The 16,328-nt window shown below is 59.9% G+C and carries 16 protein-coding genes; 9 read left to right on the top strand and 7 right to left on the bottom strand.

Annotation, left to right across the window (positions count from 1 at the left end; translation table 11 throughout):
- Positions 1–34 precede the first annotated feature (34 nt).
- The 5 genes from D4100_RS16230 to D4100_RS16210 all read right to left on the bottom strand — a co-directional run bounded on the left by D4100_RS16230 (position 35) and on the right by D4100_RS16210 (position 3,943).
- Positions 35–778: an amino acid ABC transporter ATP-binding protein gene (locus D4100_RS16230; protein ID WP_004949026.1), complete on the bottom strand. Its 744-nt coding sequence runs from the start codon at positions 776–778 to the stop codon at positions 35–37.
- A complete protein-coding gene (locus D4100_RS16225) occupies positions 759–1,415 on the bottom strand; it encodes an amino acid ABC transporter permease (RefSeq protein WP_006322390.1) in 657 nt (218 codons plus the stop codon). The genes D4100_RS16230 and D4100_RS16225 overlap by 20 nt, the downstream gene beginning before the upstream one ends.
- Entirely contained in the window at positions 1,415–2,080 is a 666-nt protein-coding gene (locus D4100_RS16220; protein ID WP_004949021.1) for an amino acid ABC transporter permease, read from the bottom strand. The genes D4100_RS16225 and D4100_RS16220 overlap by 1 nt, the downstream gene beginning before the upstream one ends.
- A gap of 12 nt (positions 2,081–2,092) precedes the next feature.
- Positions 2,093–2,884: a transporter substrate-binding domain-containing protein gene (locus D4100_RS16215; protein WP_119804779.1), complete on the bottom strand. Its 792-nt coding sequence runs from the start codon at positions 2,882–2,884 to the stop codon at positions 2,093–2,095.
- A gap of 219 nt (positions 2,885–3,103) precedes the next feature.
- Positions 3,104–3,943 (bottom strand): MurR/RpiR family transcriptional regulator, encoded by an 840-nt coding sequence (locus D4100_RS16210; RefSeq protein WP_119804778.1) that lies wholly within the window; start codon positions 3,941–3,943, stop codon positions 3,104–3,106.
- Positions 3,944–4,087: 144 nt separating this feature from the next.
- On the opposite strand from D4100_RS16210, the gene D4100_RS16205 reads away from it, so the two are divergent.
- From D4100_RS16205 to D4100_RS16185, 5 genes are all read left to right on the top strand, one after another.
- Positions 4,088–5,674, top strand: coding sequence for a gamma-glutamyltransferase family protein (locus D4100_RS16205; protein ID WP_119804866.1), 1,587 nt, complete (start codon positions 4,088–4,090; stop codon positions 5,672–5,674).
- A gap of 25 nt (positions 5,675–5,699) precedes the next feature.
- Positions 5,700–5,891 (top strand): oxalurate catabolism protein HpxX, encoded by a 192-nt coding sequence (gene hpxX / locus D4100_RS16200; RefSeq protein WP_006322394.1) that lies wholly within the window; start codon positions 5,700–5,702, stop codon positions 5,889–5,891.
- On the top strand, positions 5,888–7,288 hold the full coding sequence (locus tag D4100_RS16195; protein ID WP_006322395.1) for an AtzE family amidohydrolase: 1,401 nt from the start codon (positions 5,888–5,890) through the stop codon (positions 7,286–7,288). The genes hpxX and D4100_RS16195 overlap by 4 nt, the downstream gene beginning before the upstream one ends.
- 3 nt (positions 7,289–7,291) lie before the next feature.
- Positions 7,292–7,678 (top strand): oxalurate catabolism protein HpxZ, encoded by a 387-nt coding sequence (hpxZ, locus tag D4100_RS16190; RefSeq protein WP_006322396.1) that lies wholly within the window; start codon positions 7,292–7,294, stop codon positions 7,676–7,678.
- Between the two features lie 85 nt (positions 7,679–7,763).
- Entirely contained in the window at positions 7,764–8,042 is a 279-nt protein-coding gene (locus D4100_RS16185; RefSeq protein ID WP_119804777.1) for a CopG family ribbon-helix-helix protein, read from the top strand.
- A gap of 267 nt (positions 8,043–8,309) precedes the next feature.
- On the opposite strand, the gene D4100_RS16175 is transcribed toward D4100_RS16185, so the two are convergent.
- Both D4100_RS16175 and D4100_RS16170 read right to left on the bottom strand, forming a co-directional pair.
- Positions 8,310–9,194: a siderophore-interacting protein gene (locus D4100_RS16175; protein WP_006322398.1), complete on the bottom strand. Its 885-nt coding sequence runs from the start codon at positions 9,192–9,194 to the stop codon at positions 8,310–8,312.
- Between the two features lie 5 nt (positions 9,195–9,199).
- On the bottom strand, positions 9,200–10,423 hold the full coding sequence (locus tag D4100_RS16170; protein WP_006322399.1) for an MFS transporter: 1,224 nt from the start codon (positions 10,421–10,423) through the stop codon (positions 9,200–9,202).
- Between the two features lie 137 nt (positions 10,424–10,560).
- Between D4100_RS16170 and D4100_RS16165 the strand changes: the two genes are divergently transcribed.
- From D4100_RS16165 to D4100_RS16150, 4 genes are read left to right on the top strand one after another with little or no spacing between them, the layout of a single operon-like run.
- Positions 10,561–12,306: an IucA/IucC family protein gene (locus D4100_RS16165; RefSeq protein WP_006322400.1), complete on the top strand. Its 1,746-nt coding sequence runs from the start codon at positions 10,561–10,563 to the stop codon at positions 12,304–12,306.
- On the top strand, positions 12,303–13,253 hold the full coding sequence (locus D4100_RS16160) for a GNAT family N-acetyltransferase (protein WP_119804776.1): 951 nt from the start codon (positions 12,303–12,305) through the stop codon (positions 13,251–13,253). The genes D4100_RS16165 and D4100_RS16160 overlap by 4 nt, the downstream gene beginning before the upstream one ends.
- A complete protein-coding gene (gene iucC, locus D4100_RS16155; RefSeq protein WP_119804775.1) occupies positions 13,250–14,998 on the top strand; it encodes an IucA/IucC family protein in 1,749 nt (582 codons plus the stop codon). Before D4100_RS16160 ends, iucC begins: the two co-directional genes overlap by 4 nt.
- Entirely contained in the window at positions 14,995–16,323 is a 1,329-nt protein-coding gene (locus D4100_RS16150; RefSeq protein WP_119804774.1) for a lysine N(6)-hydroxylase/L-ornithine N(5)-oxygenase family protein, read from the top strand. Before iucC ends, D4100_RS16150 begins: the two co-directional genes overlap by 4 nt.
- Positions 16,324–16,328 lie beyond the last annotated feature (5 nt).

Here is a 16,328-nt window from a genome sequence, read left to right as displayed (position 1 = left end):
CCAACTTAATAAGTTATTATTTCCTTCGTCCCGGTCAAGCCTCTGTCAGCCCACGGACCGAAGCGATAAACTGTTTTAATTCCTGCGTTTGCGGATTAGCGAACAGCGTGCGACTGTCGCCCTGCTCCCAAACCTTGCCCTGGTGCATAAACACCACCCGGTCACCGACCTCGCGGGCGAAATTCATTTCATGGGTCACCAGAATCAGCGTCATGCCCTCTTTGGCCAGTTGCTCCAGCACTTTCAGCACTTCGCCCACCAGCTCAGGATCCAGCGCCGAGGTAATTTCGTCGCACAGCAGCACCTTCGGGTTCATCGCCAGCGCCCGGGCAATCGCCACGCGCTGCTGCTGCCCGCCGGAAAGGTTAGCCGGTGAATAGTGCATTCGCTCGCCCAGCCCAACCTTATTCAGCATCTCTTCCGCCAGTTCGCGGCATTCGGCGGGGCTTTTTTTCAGCACCCGACGCGGCGCCAGCATCACGTTCTCCAGCGCGGTCATGTGCGGGAACAAATTAAAGTTCTGAAATACCATGCCGATGGAGCGGCTGATTTCACGAGCCTGCGAATCGCGGTCGGTAATGGTCATCCCGCCCAATTTGATGCTGCCTTCCTGATACCCTTCCAGCCCGTTGATACAGCGCAACAGCGTGCTCTTGCCGGAACCGCTGCGGCCGATAATCGATATCACCTGGCCCATGTCAATATCCAGATCCACGCCCTTCAGCACATGGTTCTGGCCGTAATATTTCTGAACCTGATTAATTGTGATGAGCGGCATGGAATTTCTTCTCCAGATAATGGCTGTAACGCGACAGCGGGTAACACATCAGGAAATAGCCCAGCGCGACCAGGCCAAACACTTTAAACGGCTGATAAGTGACGTTGTTCAGCATGGTGCCGGCCTTGGTCAGCTCGATAAAACCGATGATCGACGCCAGCGCGGTGCCCTTGATCACCTGCACCGAAAACCCGACGGTGGGCGCGATGGCGATACGCACCGCCTGCGGCACAATCACCCGCATCAGGGTCTGGCCAAAACTCAGCCCCAGGCAACGCGACGCTTCCCACTGCCCTTTCGGCAGGGCGGCGATACTGCCGGACCAGATATCCACCAGAAAAGCGCTGGTGAACAGTGTCAGCGCCAGCGCGGCAGCAGCCCAGGGGCTGACGTCGATGCCGAACAGCGCCAGGCCGAAGAACGCCAGGAACAGCTGCATCAGCAGCGGCGTGCCCTGAAACAGCTCGGAATAGAAACGGACAAAACGCATCGCCCATTTGCGTTTGCTCAGGCGCAGCAATAACAGCGGCAACGTCACCAGAGTGCCGCCGAAGAACGCCGTCAGCGACAGCAGCAACGTCCAGCGCGCCGCCAGCAGCAGGTTGCGCACAATGTCCCAGTCGGTAAAAGTCAGCATCAGCCCTGGCTCCCCAAAAAGCGCCGTCCGGCGGCCAGCAACAGCTGGCGCATCAATACCGATAACAGCAGATAAAACAGCGTTGTCACCAGATACACCTCAAAACTGAGGAAAGTGCGCGACTGGATCAGGTTGGCGGCGAAGGTCAACTCTTCGAAAGACACCTGCGACACCACCGATGACCCCAGCATGACGATAATGCACTGGCTGACCAGCGCCGGATAAATCCGCTGCAACGACGGCGGCAACACAATGCGCAGAAACGTCTGACTGCGGCTGAAACCCAGCACTCGTCCGGCTTCCCACTGGCCTTTCGGCGTCACCTGAATGCCGGCACGAATGATTTCGGTGCTGTAGGCGCCCAGGTTAATCACCATCGCCAACAGCGCCGCCTGCCCGGCGGTCAGTTTCCAGCCCAGGCTCGGCAGGCCGAACACGATGAAGAACAGCTGCACCACAAACGGCGTATTGCGCACTACCTCGACGTAAATGCCCCAAATATGGCTAAGCAGGTTAGCCTTGCCGCTGCGGATCGCCGCGCCGCAAATCCCCAACGCGACGCCCATCAGGGTGGCCAACGCCGTCAACTCGATGGTGGTCAGCAGACCGGCCAGCAATTCGGGCATATAGGGCCACAGAGCGGGAAAATTCAGCTGATAGGTCATCAAGCGCTCCCGTTATGCACCAAGGTTGGCAGGCAGCGGCGCTTTCAGCCATTTTTCCGACAGGCCGTTCAGGGTGTTGTCCTTCAGTGCCTGTTCAATCAGCTCATCCACTTTCGCTTTCAATGCCGGTTCCCCCAGACGCAGGCCAACGAAGCACGGCGAGTCTTTCAGCATAAACTTGGCGACCGGCGCTTTGGTCGGGTTCTGCCGCGCGATCGCGCTCACCACCAGGTTGCCGGTGGCGATGTACTGTACCTGGCCAGACAGATAGGCCGACAGCGTGGTGTTGTTGTCCTCATAGCGCTTGATCTGCGCGCCCTTCGGCGCGGTATCGCTCAGCACCATGTCTTCGACCGCACCGCGCGTCACGCCGACGGTTTTGCCGTCCAGCTGCGCGGCATCGCCCAATGCAGCCTCTTGCGGCCCAAAGACCCCGAGGAAGAACGGCGCATAGGCGCGGCTAAAAGCAATGGTCTTCTCGCGTTCCGGATTTTTGCCCAGGCTGGAAATCACCAAATCGACCTTGTTGGTTTGCAGATAAGGCACGCGGTTGGCGCTGGTGACCGGCACCAACTGCAACTTAAGTTTCATCTTGTCGGCCAGATAATGCGCCATGTCGATGTCATAACCCTGCGGCTGCAGATCGGTGCCCACGGAGCCAAACGGCGGGAAGTCCTGTGGCACCGCCACCCTCAGCACGCCACGCTGCTGGATTTCCTGTAATTGATCCGCCATCGCCGAGGCGGCCTGCGCCATCAGCAAAACCGCACCCAACGTCGCTATCCCGATTTTCTTGAAGTTCATAGATTATCCCCGATGGTGAAGTGATGAAACAAAAGATTCTTTGATTATCACTTTGCAACTAATGTGCCAATCAGCTGCGCGGAGAGCGTTCTGCTTTATTGCCCGTAGGTTAAGGCATCAGGAGGGGATTTCCCCTGCCGTTTAAGCGGCGGAGGAACGGCATAAAGTGGGGAAAGTAGCGCACCGTTAAAGTGCAAAAGCACCAAAATAGCGCTGAGATCAGCGCTGTTCCAGCTCGTCCAAATCGTTATACAGGTCGGCGATCTGATGAATGCGCTGCCGCCCTTGCGCCAGCGTCTCATGCAGCAAAGCGTTACTGAGCAGGTTAGCCAGGCTCATGGCGGCGGAGTAACTGTCAAAGGCGGAAACGCTGTCGAGCGGCGCCGCCAGATGCCAGTTCGCCAGCGGGATCAGCGCCTGCGCTTGCGGTTCGCACACCAACAGCGTCGGCACCTGCTGAACCTGCAATTGCGTCAACAATGCCCGCAACTGGCGCGGTCGACGGCGAAACGCCACCACTACCGCCACATCCTGCGTACTCAGATCGACCAGTTCTTCGGCCAGCGTCTGCCCAGGCTGCGGCACCAGCAACACATTTTCGCGCACCTGCATCAGTTGCTGGCGCAGGTGCATCGCCACCGGATAACTGTTGCGAAACCCCATCAGCACCACCCGCCGCGCCTGGACCAGCGCGGCGATCACCGCGTTGAACTGATTTGCATCGATATGGCTCACCCAGTGCGTGAGATTGGCCATTTCCTGCTTGTAGTGGCGCGCCAGCAGGGTGTTGCCCTGCACTGCATCGCGGTTATCGGTCAACGGCATGCCACTCTGGCGCAGGGTACGCAGTTCGTCGCGCATGGTGCGATAGCTTTGGTAGCCCAGCCGCTTGAACAGACGGCTGACGGTGGCCTTGGAAACGCCGCTCAGGCGTGCCAATTCGGCGCTGTTGTAGCTGATCAGATCATCAAAGTGATCGAAGATAAAATCGGCCACCCGCTGCTCCTGCGGTGTCAACTGCGGGTATTCACTGCGCAGGCGTTCATCAATCTGCTTCATCGCCACTCCGGCTGTAACGTTCGTTTCAGCGGAACATAGCACGGCCGATCCACCCGCTGGCAAGCAATTATTGTCCCAGAGGAAAATATGGAACGCCTCTTGCTTGTATTCAGTCAGATGCTGACCTCAAAAAAGGGCCAAGAAATGATTAACAGCAACACCGCGCCATTGGGTATGGCGGTCACACCGCATCACCTCGCCAGCGAAAGCGCGCTGGCGGTCCTGCGCGAAGGCGGCAACGCCATCGAGGCGATGGTCGCTGCGGCTGCCACTATCGCGGTGGTTTACCCGCACATGAACGGCCTGGGCGGCGACGGTTTCTGGCTGATTGTTCCACCACAGGGCGATCCGGTCGCGATAGACGCCAGCGGTGCGGCCGGCTCCCTGGCCACGCTGGATTTCTACGCCGGTGAAAGTCACATTCCACACCGTGGGCCGAAAGCGGCGCTGACCGTGGCCGGCACCGTCGGCGGCTGGCAGGCCGCACTGGATTACTCTGCCGAATTGGGCGGAGAACAGTTGCCACTTCCACGCCTGTTGGCCGATGCCATTCGCTATGCAGCGGACGGCATTCCGGTCACCGCCTCGCAGGAAGCCGCCACCCGCAGCAAGTATCATGAGCTGGCGGAGCTGGAACATTTTGCCCGCACTTACCTGCCGCACGGGGAAATCCCTCACGCCGGCCAACGTTTCTGCCAGCCGCAACTGGCGGATACCCTGATCGCGTTGGCCGAAGACGGGTTAGACAGCTTCTATCGCGGCCCGCTGGCGCACAGCATGGCAACGGATATGGCCCGGCTGGGCATGCCGCTCACCGCGCAGGATCTGGCGGATTACCGGCCACGCCGCCGCACGCCGCTGCGGCTGGAGCATCAGAAAGGCGAAGTTTTCAACCTGACGCCGCCCACACAGGGGCTGGTGTCGTTGGCCATCCTCGGGCTGACCGATCGACTGCCGCTCGCCGGCCAAAGCGAAGGCGCCGTGGTGCACGGCATTGTGGAGGCCACCAAGCTGGCTTTCGGCCTGCGCGATCAATTCATCACCGATCCCCGCCATATGACGCAGGATCCGCAGGCGCTGCTGGAGGCCGAACATTTGGATGTGTTGGCCAAACGCATCGATCCCCACCAGGCCGCCGCCTGGGGGAAAGGTAAAGGCCCGGGCGACACCGTTTGGATGGGGGTGATGGACAGCAGCGGTCTGGCGGTATCTTTTATTCAGAGCATTTATCACGAATTCGGCAGCGGCGTCGTTCTGCCGCACAGCGGCGTGCTGTGGCAAAACCGCGGCGCGTCATTCAGCCTGGATGCCGCCCATCTGCTGGCCCTGGCACCGGGTAAACAGCCGTTCCACACCCTTAACCCGGCCGCCGCACGCCTGTATGACGGGCGTACCCTGGTCTATGGATCAATGGGCGGTGACGGCCAGCCGCAAACCCAGGCCGCGGTATTTGTCCGCCATGTGGTGCAAGGGTTGCCGCTGCAACAGGCCATCAGCGCACCGCGCTGGCTGCTCGGCCGCACCTGGGGCGAAAGTTCGGATTCTCTGAAGCTGGAAGGACGTTTCAGCGCCGAAACCGTGGAATATCTGCGCCGGCGCGGCCATGAGGTGGAGTTGCTGCCCGATTTCAGCGAAGCGGTCGGCCATGCCGGCGCCATCGTTCGTCATACCAACGGCATGCTCGAAGGCGCTTTTGACCCGCGCAGCAACGGCAGCGCCGCCGGTTTTTAGTCACCATGTTAAACGGGGAATATCTATGAACAATCTGCCTGCTACCGACTGGGCGGCCTATATCAGCCAGATGGAGGCGATATTGGCCCTGGAAATGGATGACGCGCGCCGCCAGGAACTGCTGACTCAGTTCAACCGCATCGCCGCGATGGCGGAACCGCTGATGGCCTTCCCGCTCGATCAACGCCTGGAGATTGCCGGGGTGTATCGCGCATGAATCCGTTAAGCGCATTATCGATCGCCGAGATCCGTGCCGCCCTTAAACAAGGGGCGATTTCCGCACGCGAAATAGCCCAGCAAACGCTGGAGAATATCGACAGGCTCAACCCTTCACTGAACGCCTATACCCACATCACCCGCGAGCGGATGCTGAGTGAAGCCGATCACCTCGATCGCATCCGCGCCAAGGGGCAAACCTTACCAAGCCTGGCGGCCATCCCCTACGCGGTGAAAAACCTGTTCGACGTCACCGGCGAAACCACCCTGGCCGGCGCCAGCCTGTTCAGCGACCGCGCGCCCGCCAAACAAGATGCCTGGGCGGTGGGCAAACTGGCGGCACAAGGCGCGCTGCTCTCCGGCATGCTGAACATGGATGCCTACGCCTACGGCTTTACCACCGAAAATAGCCACTACGGCGCAACCCGTAACCCGCACGACACCACGCGCATTGCCGGCGGATCTTCCGGCGGCTCGGCGGCCGCGGTCGCCGCCGGGCTGGTGACCTTCTCGCTCGGCAGCGACACCAACGGCTCAATCCGCGTACCTTCATCGCTGTGCGGCATTTACGGGCTGAAACCGACCTTCGGCCGCCTGTCGCGCAGCGGCAGCCAACCCTTTGTCGCCAGCCTGGATCATGTGGGGCCTTTCGCCCGCCGGGTGCGCGATCTGGCGGCGGTATACGACGTGATGCAGGGCACCGATATCGAAGACCGCTTTCAGGCGGAAAAACCGATCACGCAAACCGAATCGCTGCTGCCACGCGGCCAGCAGGGGCTGCGTTGTGCGGTGCTCGCAGGCTATTTCCAGCAGTGGTGCAATGACGAGGCCAAAGCCGCCGTGCAACAGGTCGCGATGGCGCTGGAGGCCTGTGCCGAAGTTGAGCTGCCGCAGGCTGAACTGGCGCGTTCGGCGGCGTTTATCATCAGCGCCGCCGAGGGGGGCAACCACTATCTGCCGCAGTTGCGCAGCCAGCCGGAACGCTTTGAGCCGCTGTCGCGTGAGCGACTCTTGGCTGGTGCCATGCTGCCCGCAGCCTGGTATGTGCAGGCGCAGCGCTTCCGCGCCCATTTCCAACAGCAAGTGCTGCCGCTGTTTGAACACTGGGATATTCTGATCGCCCCGGCAACGCCGTGCAGCGCTACCCGTCTTGGCCAGGAAACGATGCGCATCAACGGTGCCGATCTGCCGATCCGCGCCAGCATGGGCATGTTGACGCAGCCGATTTCGTTCCTCGGCCTGCCGGTGGTGACGGTACCGCTGAAAACCGCTTCGGGGTTGCCTATCGGCCTGCAACTTATCGCCCCGCCGTGGCGTGAAGATTTGGCGCTGCGTGCCGCCTATGCGCTCGAGCAACGTGGCGTGGCGAACTGTTCCTTACCGACAAAGCAGGGTTAATGGATGAAAAGTGAATATATCGACCGGCCGGCGGTGCTGGCTGAGGTGAACGCCGCGTTTTATCGCTATGAACAGGCGCTGATCGGCAATGACATTGATGTGTTGGATGAGCTGTTCTGGCACGACGGGCGTACCGTTCGCTACGGCGCGACGGAAAACCTGTACGGCATCGATCAGATCCGCGATTTCCGCCGGCAACGGCCGTCGCAAGGGTTGGATCGCCTCCTGGAGAACACCGTCATTACCACCTACGGTGATGATATGGCGGTTGCCAGCACTGAGTTTCGCCGCCCTGGTAGCGAACGCGTCGGCCGCCAGATGCAAACCTGGGCCAAGCTGGCCTGCGGCTGGCGCATCGTGGCCGCGCATGTGAGTTTGATGGCGGAATAAGTCACCGTGCGTAAGAATTGGACAGTCTGACGCCATGAGCCGTATTGTAGCTAAAGGTATTACCTTTAACTAACTAAGGCTACTTATGGCTACTGCTACGTCGATAAAAATTGATGATGAGCTTAAACAACGGGTGCAACACATTGCCGCTACCCACCAGCGCAGCGCACACTGGATTATGCGTGAAGCTATCCGTGAATATGTCGAGCGTGAAGAAAAACGCGAGGCTGTTCGCAACGATGCATTGCAGGCATGGGAAACCTATCGGGCCAATGGTAAACATTTGACTCAGGACGAGGCCGACGGCTGGCTCTCCGATCTGGAAAAAGGTGACGATACGGAGATACCCGGGTGCCACAACTGATATGGACGCCAGCGGCGCTGCTGGATGTACAGCGGCTTTATCGATTTCTGGCTGAGAAGGATCTCAATTCGGCAAAGCGCGCTGTCGCCACTATTCGTAACAACATCAAAATAATAGCGCCCCGCTAAAGATATGGCACCTGAATTCAGGGAGTGGCCTGTCGATTTCGGCAATAGCGGTTATCTTGTCCTGTATCGGTTTAACGGTGTAACCGCCGTTATTTTGGCTATTCGCCACCAAAGTGAAACTGGATATTGATGCCGTGACTCAACACCAGTAAGCCATAAAGTTAACGGTGGAGCGGTCCAGATCGCGTTCGCCGATCAGGTAACGACGCAGCGCCTTCACCGCAGAAGACTCCGCCGCCACCCAGGCATAGAAACCCTTCGCGCCCTCTGCGCGCTCCCAAAGCAGTTCGCCGCCCAGGCTGTTTTCCGTCAATGACTGCGCTTGCGCGCGCGCCGATTCAGGAATGGTCACCCGCTGACGCACGGATTCCACCAGCAGCGTGCCGTGCATCTGCTGATGCCCGACGTCACGCGGCAGCCAATACACCTCGGCGAACGGGAAGCGATCCATATTCAGGCAATCGCTCGCCAGCGGCACCTCAAAAAACGCCTGCACCTGCGGTGGGTTGGCCTGTTGCGCCAGTTGTTCCAGAATACCCATCGCCGCCGGCACCGCCGTTTCATCGGCAATCAACAGCGCCTGCCGCAGATGCACCGGCGGCGCCCATTCGTAGCCGCCGCTGTCGCCGTCAAAATCCGCATTGGGGGCCACCGCCTGAAGGACATCCCCAGGTTTGGCATGGGTCGCCCAGGCGGAGGCCGGGCCGTTCACGCCATGCAGCACAAACTCGACGTCCATCTGGTTGCGTTCGGTGCGCAGTGCCCGCAGCGTGTAGGTACGCATAATCGGGCGCTGCTCTTTCGGTATCGCCATATAGCGACGATACCAGTCATCGCTGTTTTCCAGCCGTGTGATCTGGCCGGCATCGGCCGGGAACAGCAGTTTGATGCGTTGATCCGGTGCCTCCAGCTTCATGCGGTGGACGTCCGGGCCTTCGAAAACGCAACGCAGCAAGGAAGGTGATACGTTTTCTTTTATTTTCAGTGTGATATCAAAAATTCGGTAACTCGATGCGCCGGACATATCTGTTACTCTCCCGCAGAATGTAGCTGGATACGCTGCCGGCACCATAGCCAGCCGCTGAAACCGCCCAGCAGGACGGCCATCATCAGAGCCGCTGCAATCAGCTGTGACTCGCCATAAAACCTTGCCACCACCGGCACCATCAACGCGCTCAGACCGTAGCCCAGCGTATGGCTGGTGGCGATAGCGCCGGCACCTTTGCCGGTGGATAATTTATCGTTCAGCATCAGCTGATAGCCTGGCGTCGCCATCGCCGCGCCGAAGGAAGCCAGCGCGCAGCCGAGATAGAACAGCGCCAGCGGTTGGGTGCACATCAAGCCTAATCCCGCCACCATCAATACCGCCGCAATCAACAGCAATTGCGGTGCGCTGAATCGCTGCGGACGCACCACCAGGAACTGCGCCAGCAGCGTGCAGGCCGCCGCCACGCTGAGCAATACGGCCACATGGTGGCTGACGGTAGTGGCAGAGTGGTTGAACAAACGGGTCAGATGCGGTGCCAGACCGAGCTGCATCAGGCTGACCGATGCCGCCAGCAACAGCGCGCAAAGCAGATAAGGCACCATAGTGAGACGCAGGCGATTTTGTTGCTGCGCCACCGGCGGTAACGGCGGATCGTTCTGCTGGCGGCACACCACCAGCAAAGCGATCAAAGGCGCGATGGCCATCAGCCACAGCGGCGCCATCGGATGAAAGGACAACGCCAGCGCGGCGCACAGCGGGCCCAGCAAGCGCCCGCAGCTCAGCCCGGAGCTGATGGTCGCCAGCGCCGACATGCGTTGTTCGTAGCCGGCACGCTGCAATGCCCAGGTTTGGCTGGCGGGCACCATGCCGGACACCGTCAGCCCATAGATAACACGCGCCACGATCAGGCCGCCCAGCCCCACCATCGGTGAAAGCCAGCCGGCCGCCAGCCCCCAAACGGCCAATGCCAGTAAAGCGAAACTGAACAAATAACCGGCAAGTGCCATCGTCACGACAAACTTGCAGCCGCGAATTTCAGACTGTCGCCCCCACCAGGGGGAGCCGACCAGAAACAGCATTGAGCCGAGCGTCAATAGCCCGGCCCAGACGGAAAGTGACAAGTGGGTCATGCTGACCAACACCGGTAACGCCACCAGCAGGCCATTTTGCCCGATGCCCAACAGACCGGCGCACAGCGCCAATGGCCAGTTTGAAGGAGACGTATTCCCAGTTGTGGGTGATTTAGCGGAAGGTGAAATACTCATCAAAAGTAAGGTTACCGTTAATGAAATTATATGGTTATGAAAAAATCATTGAAAAATTGTATCATAGGACGATTGATAACAATAAATATTATTGATATAAGAATCATTCTCAATTGATTCTTAGCGAAAATCGGATCATGACTCTCCAGTTTGAAACCGCGGCGACCGACGTGGCTGCCCAATGTTTTCTCAACGCATTGATGCGTGAAACCCGGGACTGGCAAATCGTTCCGGCCGCCGGCCACCAACAGTATCCGCAGCTCAACATTCCGCTTTCATCTACCCGGGCTATTCGTATTGCCTTACGCCATACCTCGCCCACGCAACATCATCAGTATCTTTTCCCTGCCCGTCTGCATCAGCAAGACGATGGCGCGGGCGTAGCGCTGAGCGTGGAGCAACTGGTCACCCTGCTGCTGGAAAAACCGACGATAAAAGGTGAGCTGTCCGACGAGGTCGTGGCGCGTTTCCGCCAGCGGGTACTGGAAAGTCATGATAATACCCGCCAGGCCATGGATATCCGCCTGGACTGGCCTTCACTGCGCGACAAGCCGCTAAACTTTGCCCAGGCGGAGCAGGCTCTGCTGGTCGGCCACGCCTTCCACCCGGCGCCGAAATCCCATGAACCCTTCAACGAGCAGCAGGCGCGTCGCTATCTGCCGGACTTTGCCGCCAGCTTCCCGCTGCGCTGGTTTGCCGTCGATAAGCGCTACCTGTGCGGCGACAGCCTGAACCTGACGCTGCAACAACGCCTGCAGCGCTTTGCCGCCGAAAGCGCTCCGCAGCTGTTGGCGCATTTTACCGATGACGTCTGGCTGCTGCCGATGCATCCGTGGCAGGCCGATCACCTGCTGACGCAGGCATGGTGCCAGGATCTGGCGGCGCAGGGATTGCTGAGCGACCTGGGTGAAGCCGGCGAGCGCTGGCTGCCGACCAGTTCCTCGCGCTCGCTGTACAGCGCCGGTAACCGCGACATGATCAAATTCTCCCTCAGCGTCCGCCTGACCAACTCGGTACGCACCCTGTCGGTTAAAGAAGTAAAACGCGGTATCCGTCTGGCCCGGCTGGCGCAAACGCCACGCTGGCAAGAGCTGCAAGCGCGCTATCCGACCTTCCGCGTGATGCAGGAAGACGGCTGGGCCGGCCTGCGTTCGGTGGACGGCGCTGTCCAGGAAGAAAGCCTGATGGCACTGCGCGATAACCTGTTGTTCGACCAACCGCATAGCCAAACCAACGTGCTGGTAACGCTCACGCAGGCGGCGCCGGATGGCGGTGACAGCCTGCTGGCTGCCGCAGTGCGCCGCTTGGCCGCCCGCCTGAATCTGCCGCTGAAACAGGCCGCCCATGCCTGGCTGGACGCTTACTGCCAACAGGTGTTGCTGCCGCTGTTCAGCACGGAAGCCGATTACGGGCTGGTGCTGTTGGCCCACCAGCAAAACATTCTGGTGGAGATGCAGCAGGATCTGCCGATCGGCATGCTATACCGCGACTGCCAGGGCAGCGGCTTTACCCGCGATGCCGCGCCGTGGCTGGAAGAGATTGGCGAAGCCGACGCGGAAAACCGCTTCAGCGAACAGCAGTTGCTGCGCTATTTCCCTTACTACCTGCTGGTGAACTCCAGCCTGGCGGTGACCGCCGCGCTGGCTGCCGCCGGTTTCGATACGGAAGAAAGCCTGATGGCTCGGGTGCGCGACGCGCTGAGCGGCCTGCGCGCCACGGCCAAAAATACCCTGTGCCTGGACTACGTGCTCGACAGCAGCCACTGGAACTGCAAAGGCAACTTCTTCTGTTACCTGCACGACCACAACGAAAACACCATCGTCGATCCGGCGGTGATCTACTTTGATTTCGTCAATCCGCTGCGCCAGGGAGCCGCCCAATGATGCCGCAAGCCAAACTGATGCATGCCGGCAGTGGTTTCCGCTGTGAACGGCTGGAAAAGGAGCTGCAACTCGGTCTGGGCCTGGACGGCAGTGCGGTGTTGCACTATCCCGGTTCGCTGCCGCAAGGCTGGCTGGTGCAGGCGCTGGACCAGTTGCTGATAGCCGCACCGCAGTTGAGCGGTATCGCGCTGCCCTATGCGCAATGGCGCGAAGAGCCGCAGGCGCAGGCGCTGTTCGCACTGGCAAGCGGCGACTATCTGGCACGCGAGACGTTTTATCAGTTGCCGCTGTGGTTGGGCGCTGAACGCAACCGTCCCTCCCCCCAGATGCAGTATGACGCCGAACGCAGCCTGTGGCACCCGCAACGCCCGATGCGGCCCAATGGCGAGGTCTATCGCCGTTATGATCCGCAGCTTAAACAGACCCTGAGTTTCCGCCTGCCGGAAGTAGAACGCGATGCCGGGCAATTCACCCGTTGGATGAATTCGCCGCGTGTCTATGCATTCTGGGAAATGAGCGGCCCGCTCGAGACACAGGCGGCATACCTGCAACGCCAGCTGGATTCCAGCTACTGCTATCCATTGCTGGGGTGTTTCGACGATCGCCCGTTCGGTTATTTCGAAGTCTATTGGGCGCCGGAAGACCGCATTGGCCGCCACTACCGCTGGCAGCCGTTCGATCGCGGGCTGCACATGCTGGTCGGCGAAGAAGATCGTCGTGGCGCGCACTATATCCGCAGTTGGTTGCGCGGCCTGACTCATTACCTGTATCTGGATGAGCCACGCACCATGCGGGTGGTCGCCGAGCCGCGCGCCGACAACCAGCGCCTGTTCCGCCACCTGCCGGCTGCCGGTTACCACACCGTGAAAGAGTTCGACTTTCCGCATAAGCGTTCGCGTCTGATCATGAATCAGCGCGATGAATTCTTCCGGGGGATTTGCTTATGATCGCCACTGATTACGCCAACTGGCAACGGGTTAACCGCCAGATGATCGCCAAGATCCTGGCCGAGCTGGAGTACGAACGCGCGCTGCACGCCGAACAATATGACGGCCAATGGCGCATCGCACTGGGCGACGCCAGTTATACCTTCAGCGCCGAGCGCGGCATCTGGGGCTGGTTACACATCGACGCCGCCAGCCTGGCCTGCGATCTCCAGCCGTTGGCGGCCGACCAAACGCTGCGCCAGCTGGCGCAGGTACTGAAAATGGACGACGCGCAGATCGCCGAACATCTGGAAGATCTGTACGCCACGCTGCGTGGTGATATGCAATTGCTGTCTGCCCGCCACGGCATGAGCGCGCAGGATCTGATCGCACTCGACGCCGACGCGCTGCAATGCCTGCTGGCCGGTCACCCCAAGTTTATCTTCAACAAAGGCCGTCGCGGCTGGGGTCTGAGCGCGTTGCAGCAGTATGCGCCCGAATATCAGGGCCAATTCCAGCTGCACTGGGTCGCGGCCAAACGAGGCAGCTTTGTCTGGTGTGCCGACGATAACTACCCGCTGGAAAACCTGCTCGACAGCGCCATGACAGGCGATGAACGCCAGCGCTTTGACCGCCGCTGGCGTGAACTGGAGCTGAACGATGGCTGGATCCCGGTACCGTTGCACCCGTGGCAATGGCAGCAAAAAATCGCGTTGCACTTCCTGCCGCAACTGGCCGAAGGGGAGCTGGTCGAGCTGGGTGAGTTTGGCGACAGCTATCTGGCACAGCAATCATTGCGCACCCTGACCAACGTCAGCCGCCGTTCTGCGTTCGACATCAAGCTGCCGCTGACCATTTACAACACCTCGTGTTACCGCGGTATTCCGGGTAAATACATCAGCGCCGGGCCGGCCGCCTCCCGCTGGCTGCAACAGGTGTTTGCCGAAGACAGTACGCTGCGCGCCAGCGGCGCCGAGATCCTCGGCGAGCCGGCCGCAGGCTATATGACACACCAAACCTACGCGGCTCTGGCCAAAGCGCCCTATCGCTATCAGGAAATGCTGGGGGTGATTTGGCGCGAAAACCCATCGTGCTATCTGCGGGACGGCGAGCAGGCCATTCTGATGGCGACGCTGATGGAAACCGATAACCACGGCCAGCCGCTGATCGGCGCCTACATCGCCCGGTCCGGCCTGAGCGCCGAAGCCTGGCTGCAACAGATGTTCAGTGTGGTGGTACTGCCGATGTACCACCTGATGTGCCGTTACGGCGTAGCCCTGATCGCCCACGGCCAAAACATCACGCTGGTGATGAAGGATCATGTACCGCAACGGGTGCTGCTGAAAGATTTCCAGGGCGATATGCGCCTGGTGGATCAGGACTTCCCGGAAGCGGCCTCGCTGCCGAAGGTGGTGAAGGACGTTACCGTGCGCCTGTCCGCCGATTATCTGATCCATGACTTGCAAACCGGGCATTTCGTCACCGTGCTGCGTTTTATCTCGCCGCTGATGCAGGCCTGCGGGATCAGTGAATCCCGTTTCTATCAACTGCTGGCGCAGGTGCTGGAGCGCTACATGGCGCAGCACCCGGACATGGCAGAACGCTTCGCTCTCTTTGACTTATTCAAACCACAAATTATTCGCGTGGTGCTCAACCCGGTGAAACTCACCTATTCGGAGCAGGATGGCGGCAGCCGCATGTTGCCAAACTATCTGCAAGATCTGGATAACCCTCTTTATTTGGTCACCAAGGAGTTTGCCCAATGAATCAGCCTCTGGATTTCATCGGCATCGGCATCGGTCCCTTCAACCTCAGCATCGCCGCGCTCGGCAGTGAAGTCGCCGGCTTTAACGGCAAATTCCTGGAGCGTAAACCGCACTTTTCCTGGCACCCCGGCATGATGGTGCCGGATTGCCATATGCAGACCAGCTTCCTGAAGGATTTGGTCAGCGCGGTGTCGCCCACCAATCCGTACAGCTTTCTTAACTACCTGGTTAAAAGGAAGAAATTCTATCGTTTCCTGACCACCGAGCTGCGTACGGTGTCGCGCGAAGAGTTCGCCGATTACCTCGACTGGGCCGCCAACGGGTTAAGTTCGCTCGAGTTCAGCCAGGATATTCAGAGCGTGGATTTTGACGATCGGCAGCGCCAGTTTGTCGTCACCACCCAGCGCGCCACCTACCGGGCACGCCATGTCTGCCTGGGCATCGGCAAGCGCATCAAACTGCCGGACTGCGTTACCGAGCAAAACGACCGCTGCTTCCACGCCAGCGAGATGACCTTGCGCAACCCGGATTTGACCGGCAAACGCGTCACTATCGTCGGCGGCGGCCAGAGCGGTGCAGATCTGTTCCTGAACATCTTCCGTGCCGAGTGGGGCCAACCGACGCAGTTGAACTGGATCTCGCGCCGCAATAACTACAATGCGCTGGATGAAGCCGCGTTCGCCAACGAGTACTTCACGCCGGACTACGTCGACAGCTTCTATGGCCTGAATGACAGCGCCAAGCAACGGATGCTGACCGAGCAGAAAATGACCTCCGACGGCATCACCAGCGATTCGCTGCTGGCCATCTACCGCGCGATGTATCACCAGTTTGAAGTGCTGCGTGAAAAACCCTGGGCGCACCTGCTGCCAAGCCGTTCGCTGGCAGCGATCCACACTCAGGGTAACGGCTATCGGTTGGTGACCCATCACCACCTCGATCAGGGCAAAGAAACGTTCGATACCGATGTGGTGATCTTCGCCACCGGTTATCAGCAGGATCGCCCGGCATTCCTCGCTCCGCTGGCGGACCGCCTGCTGACCACGGCAGATGAGCAATACCGCGTTGCCCCCGATTTCACCCTCGAGTGGCAAGGCCCGCAGGAAAACTGCCTGTTTGCCGTCAACGCCGGCATGCACAGCCACGGCATCGCCGAACCCCAGCTCAGCCTGATGGCCTGGCGGTCGGCACGTATTCTCAACCGGGCTTTAGGACGCGACCAGTTCGATTTAACGTCCACCCCGGCTGTGATCCAATGGCGCAGCCAGCAACCGGCCACCCCGGCCCACGCTGAACACGTCATGCTTAATTACACCGAGTTTTAACTACA

The sequence above is a fragment of the Serratia inhibens genome, assembly GCF_003591175.1.
Lineage (GTDB): Bacteria > Pseudomonadota > Gammaproteobacteria > Enterobacterales > Enterobacteriaceae > Serratia > Serratia inhibens.
The sequence above is the reverse complement of the archived record's forward strand: the minus strand, read 5'-3'. Positions and strand labels throughout refer to the sequence as shown.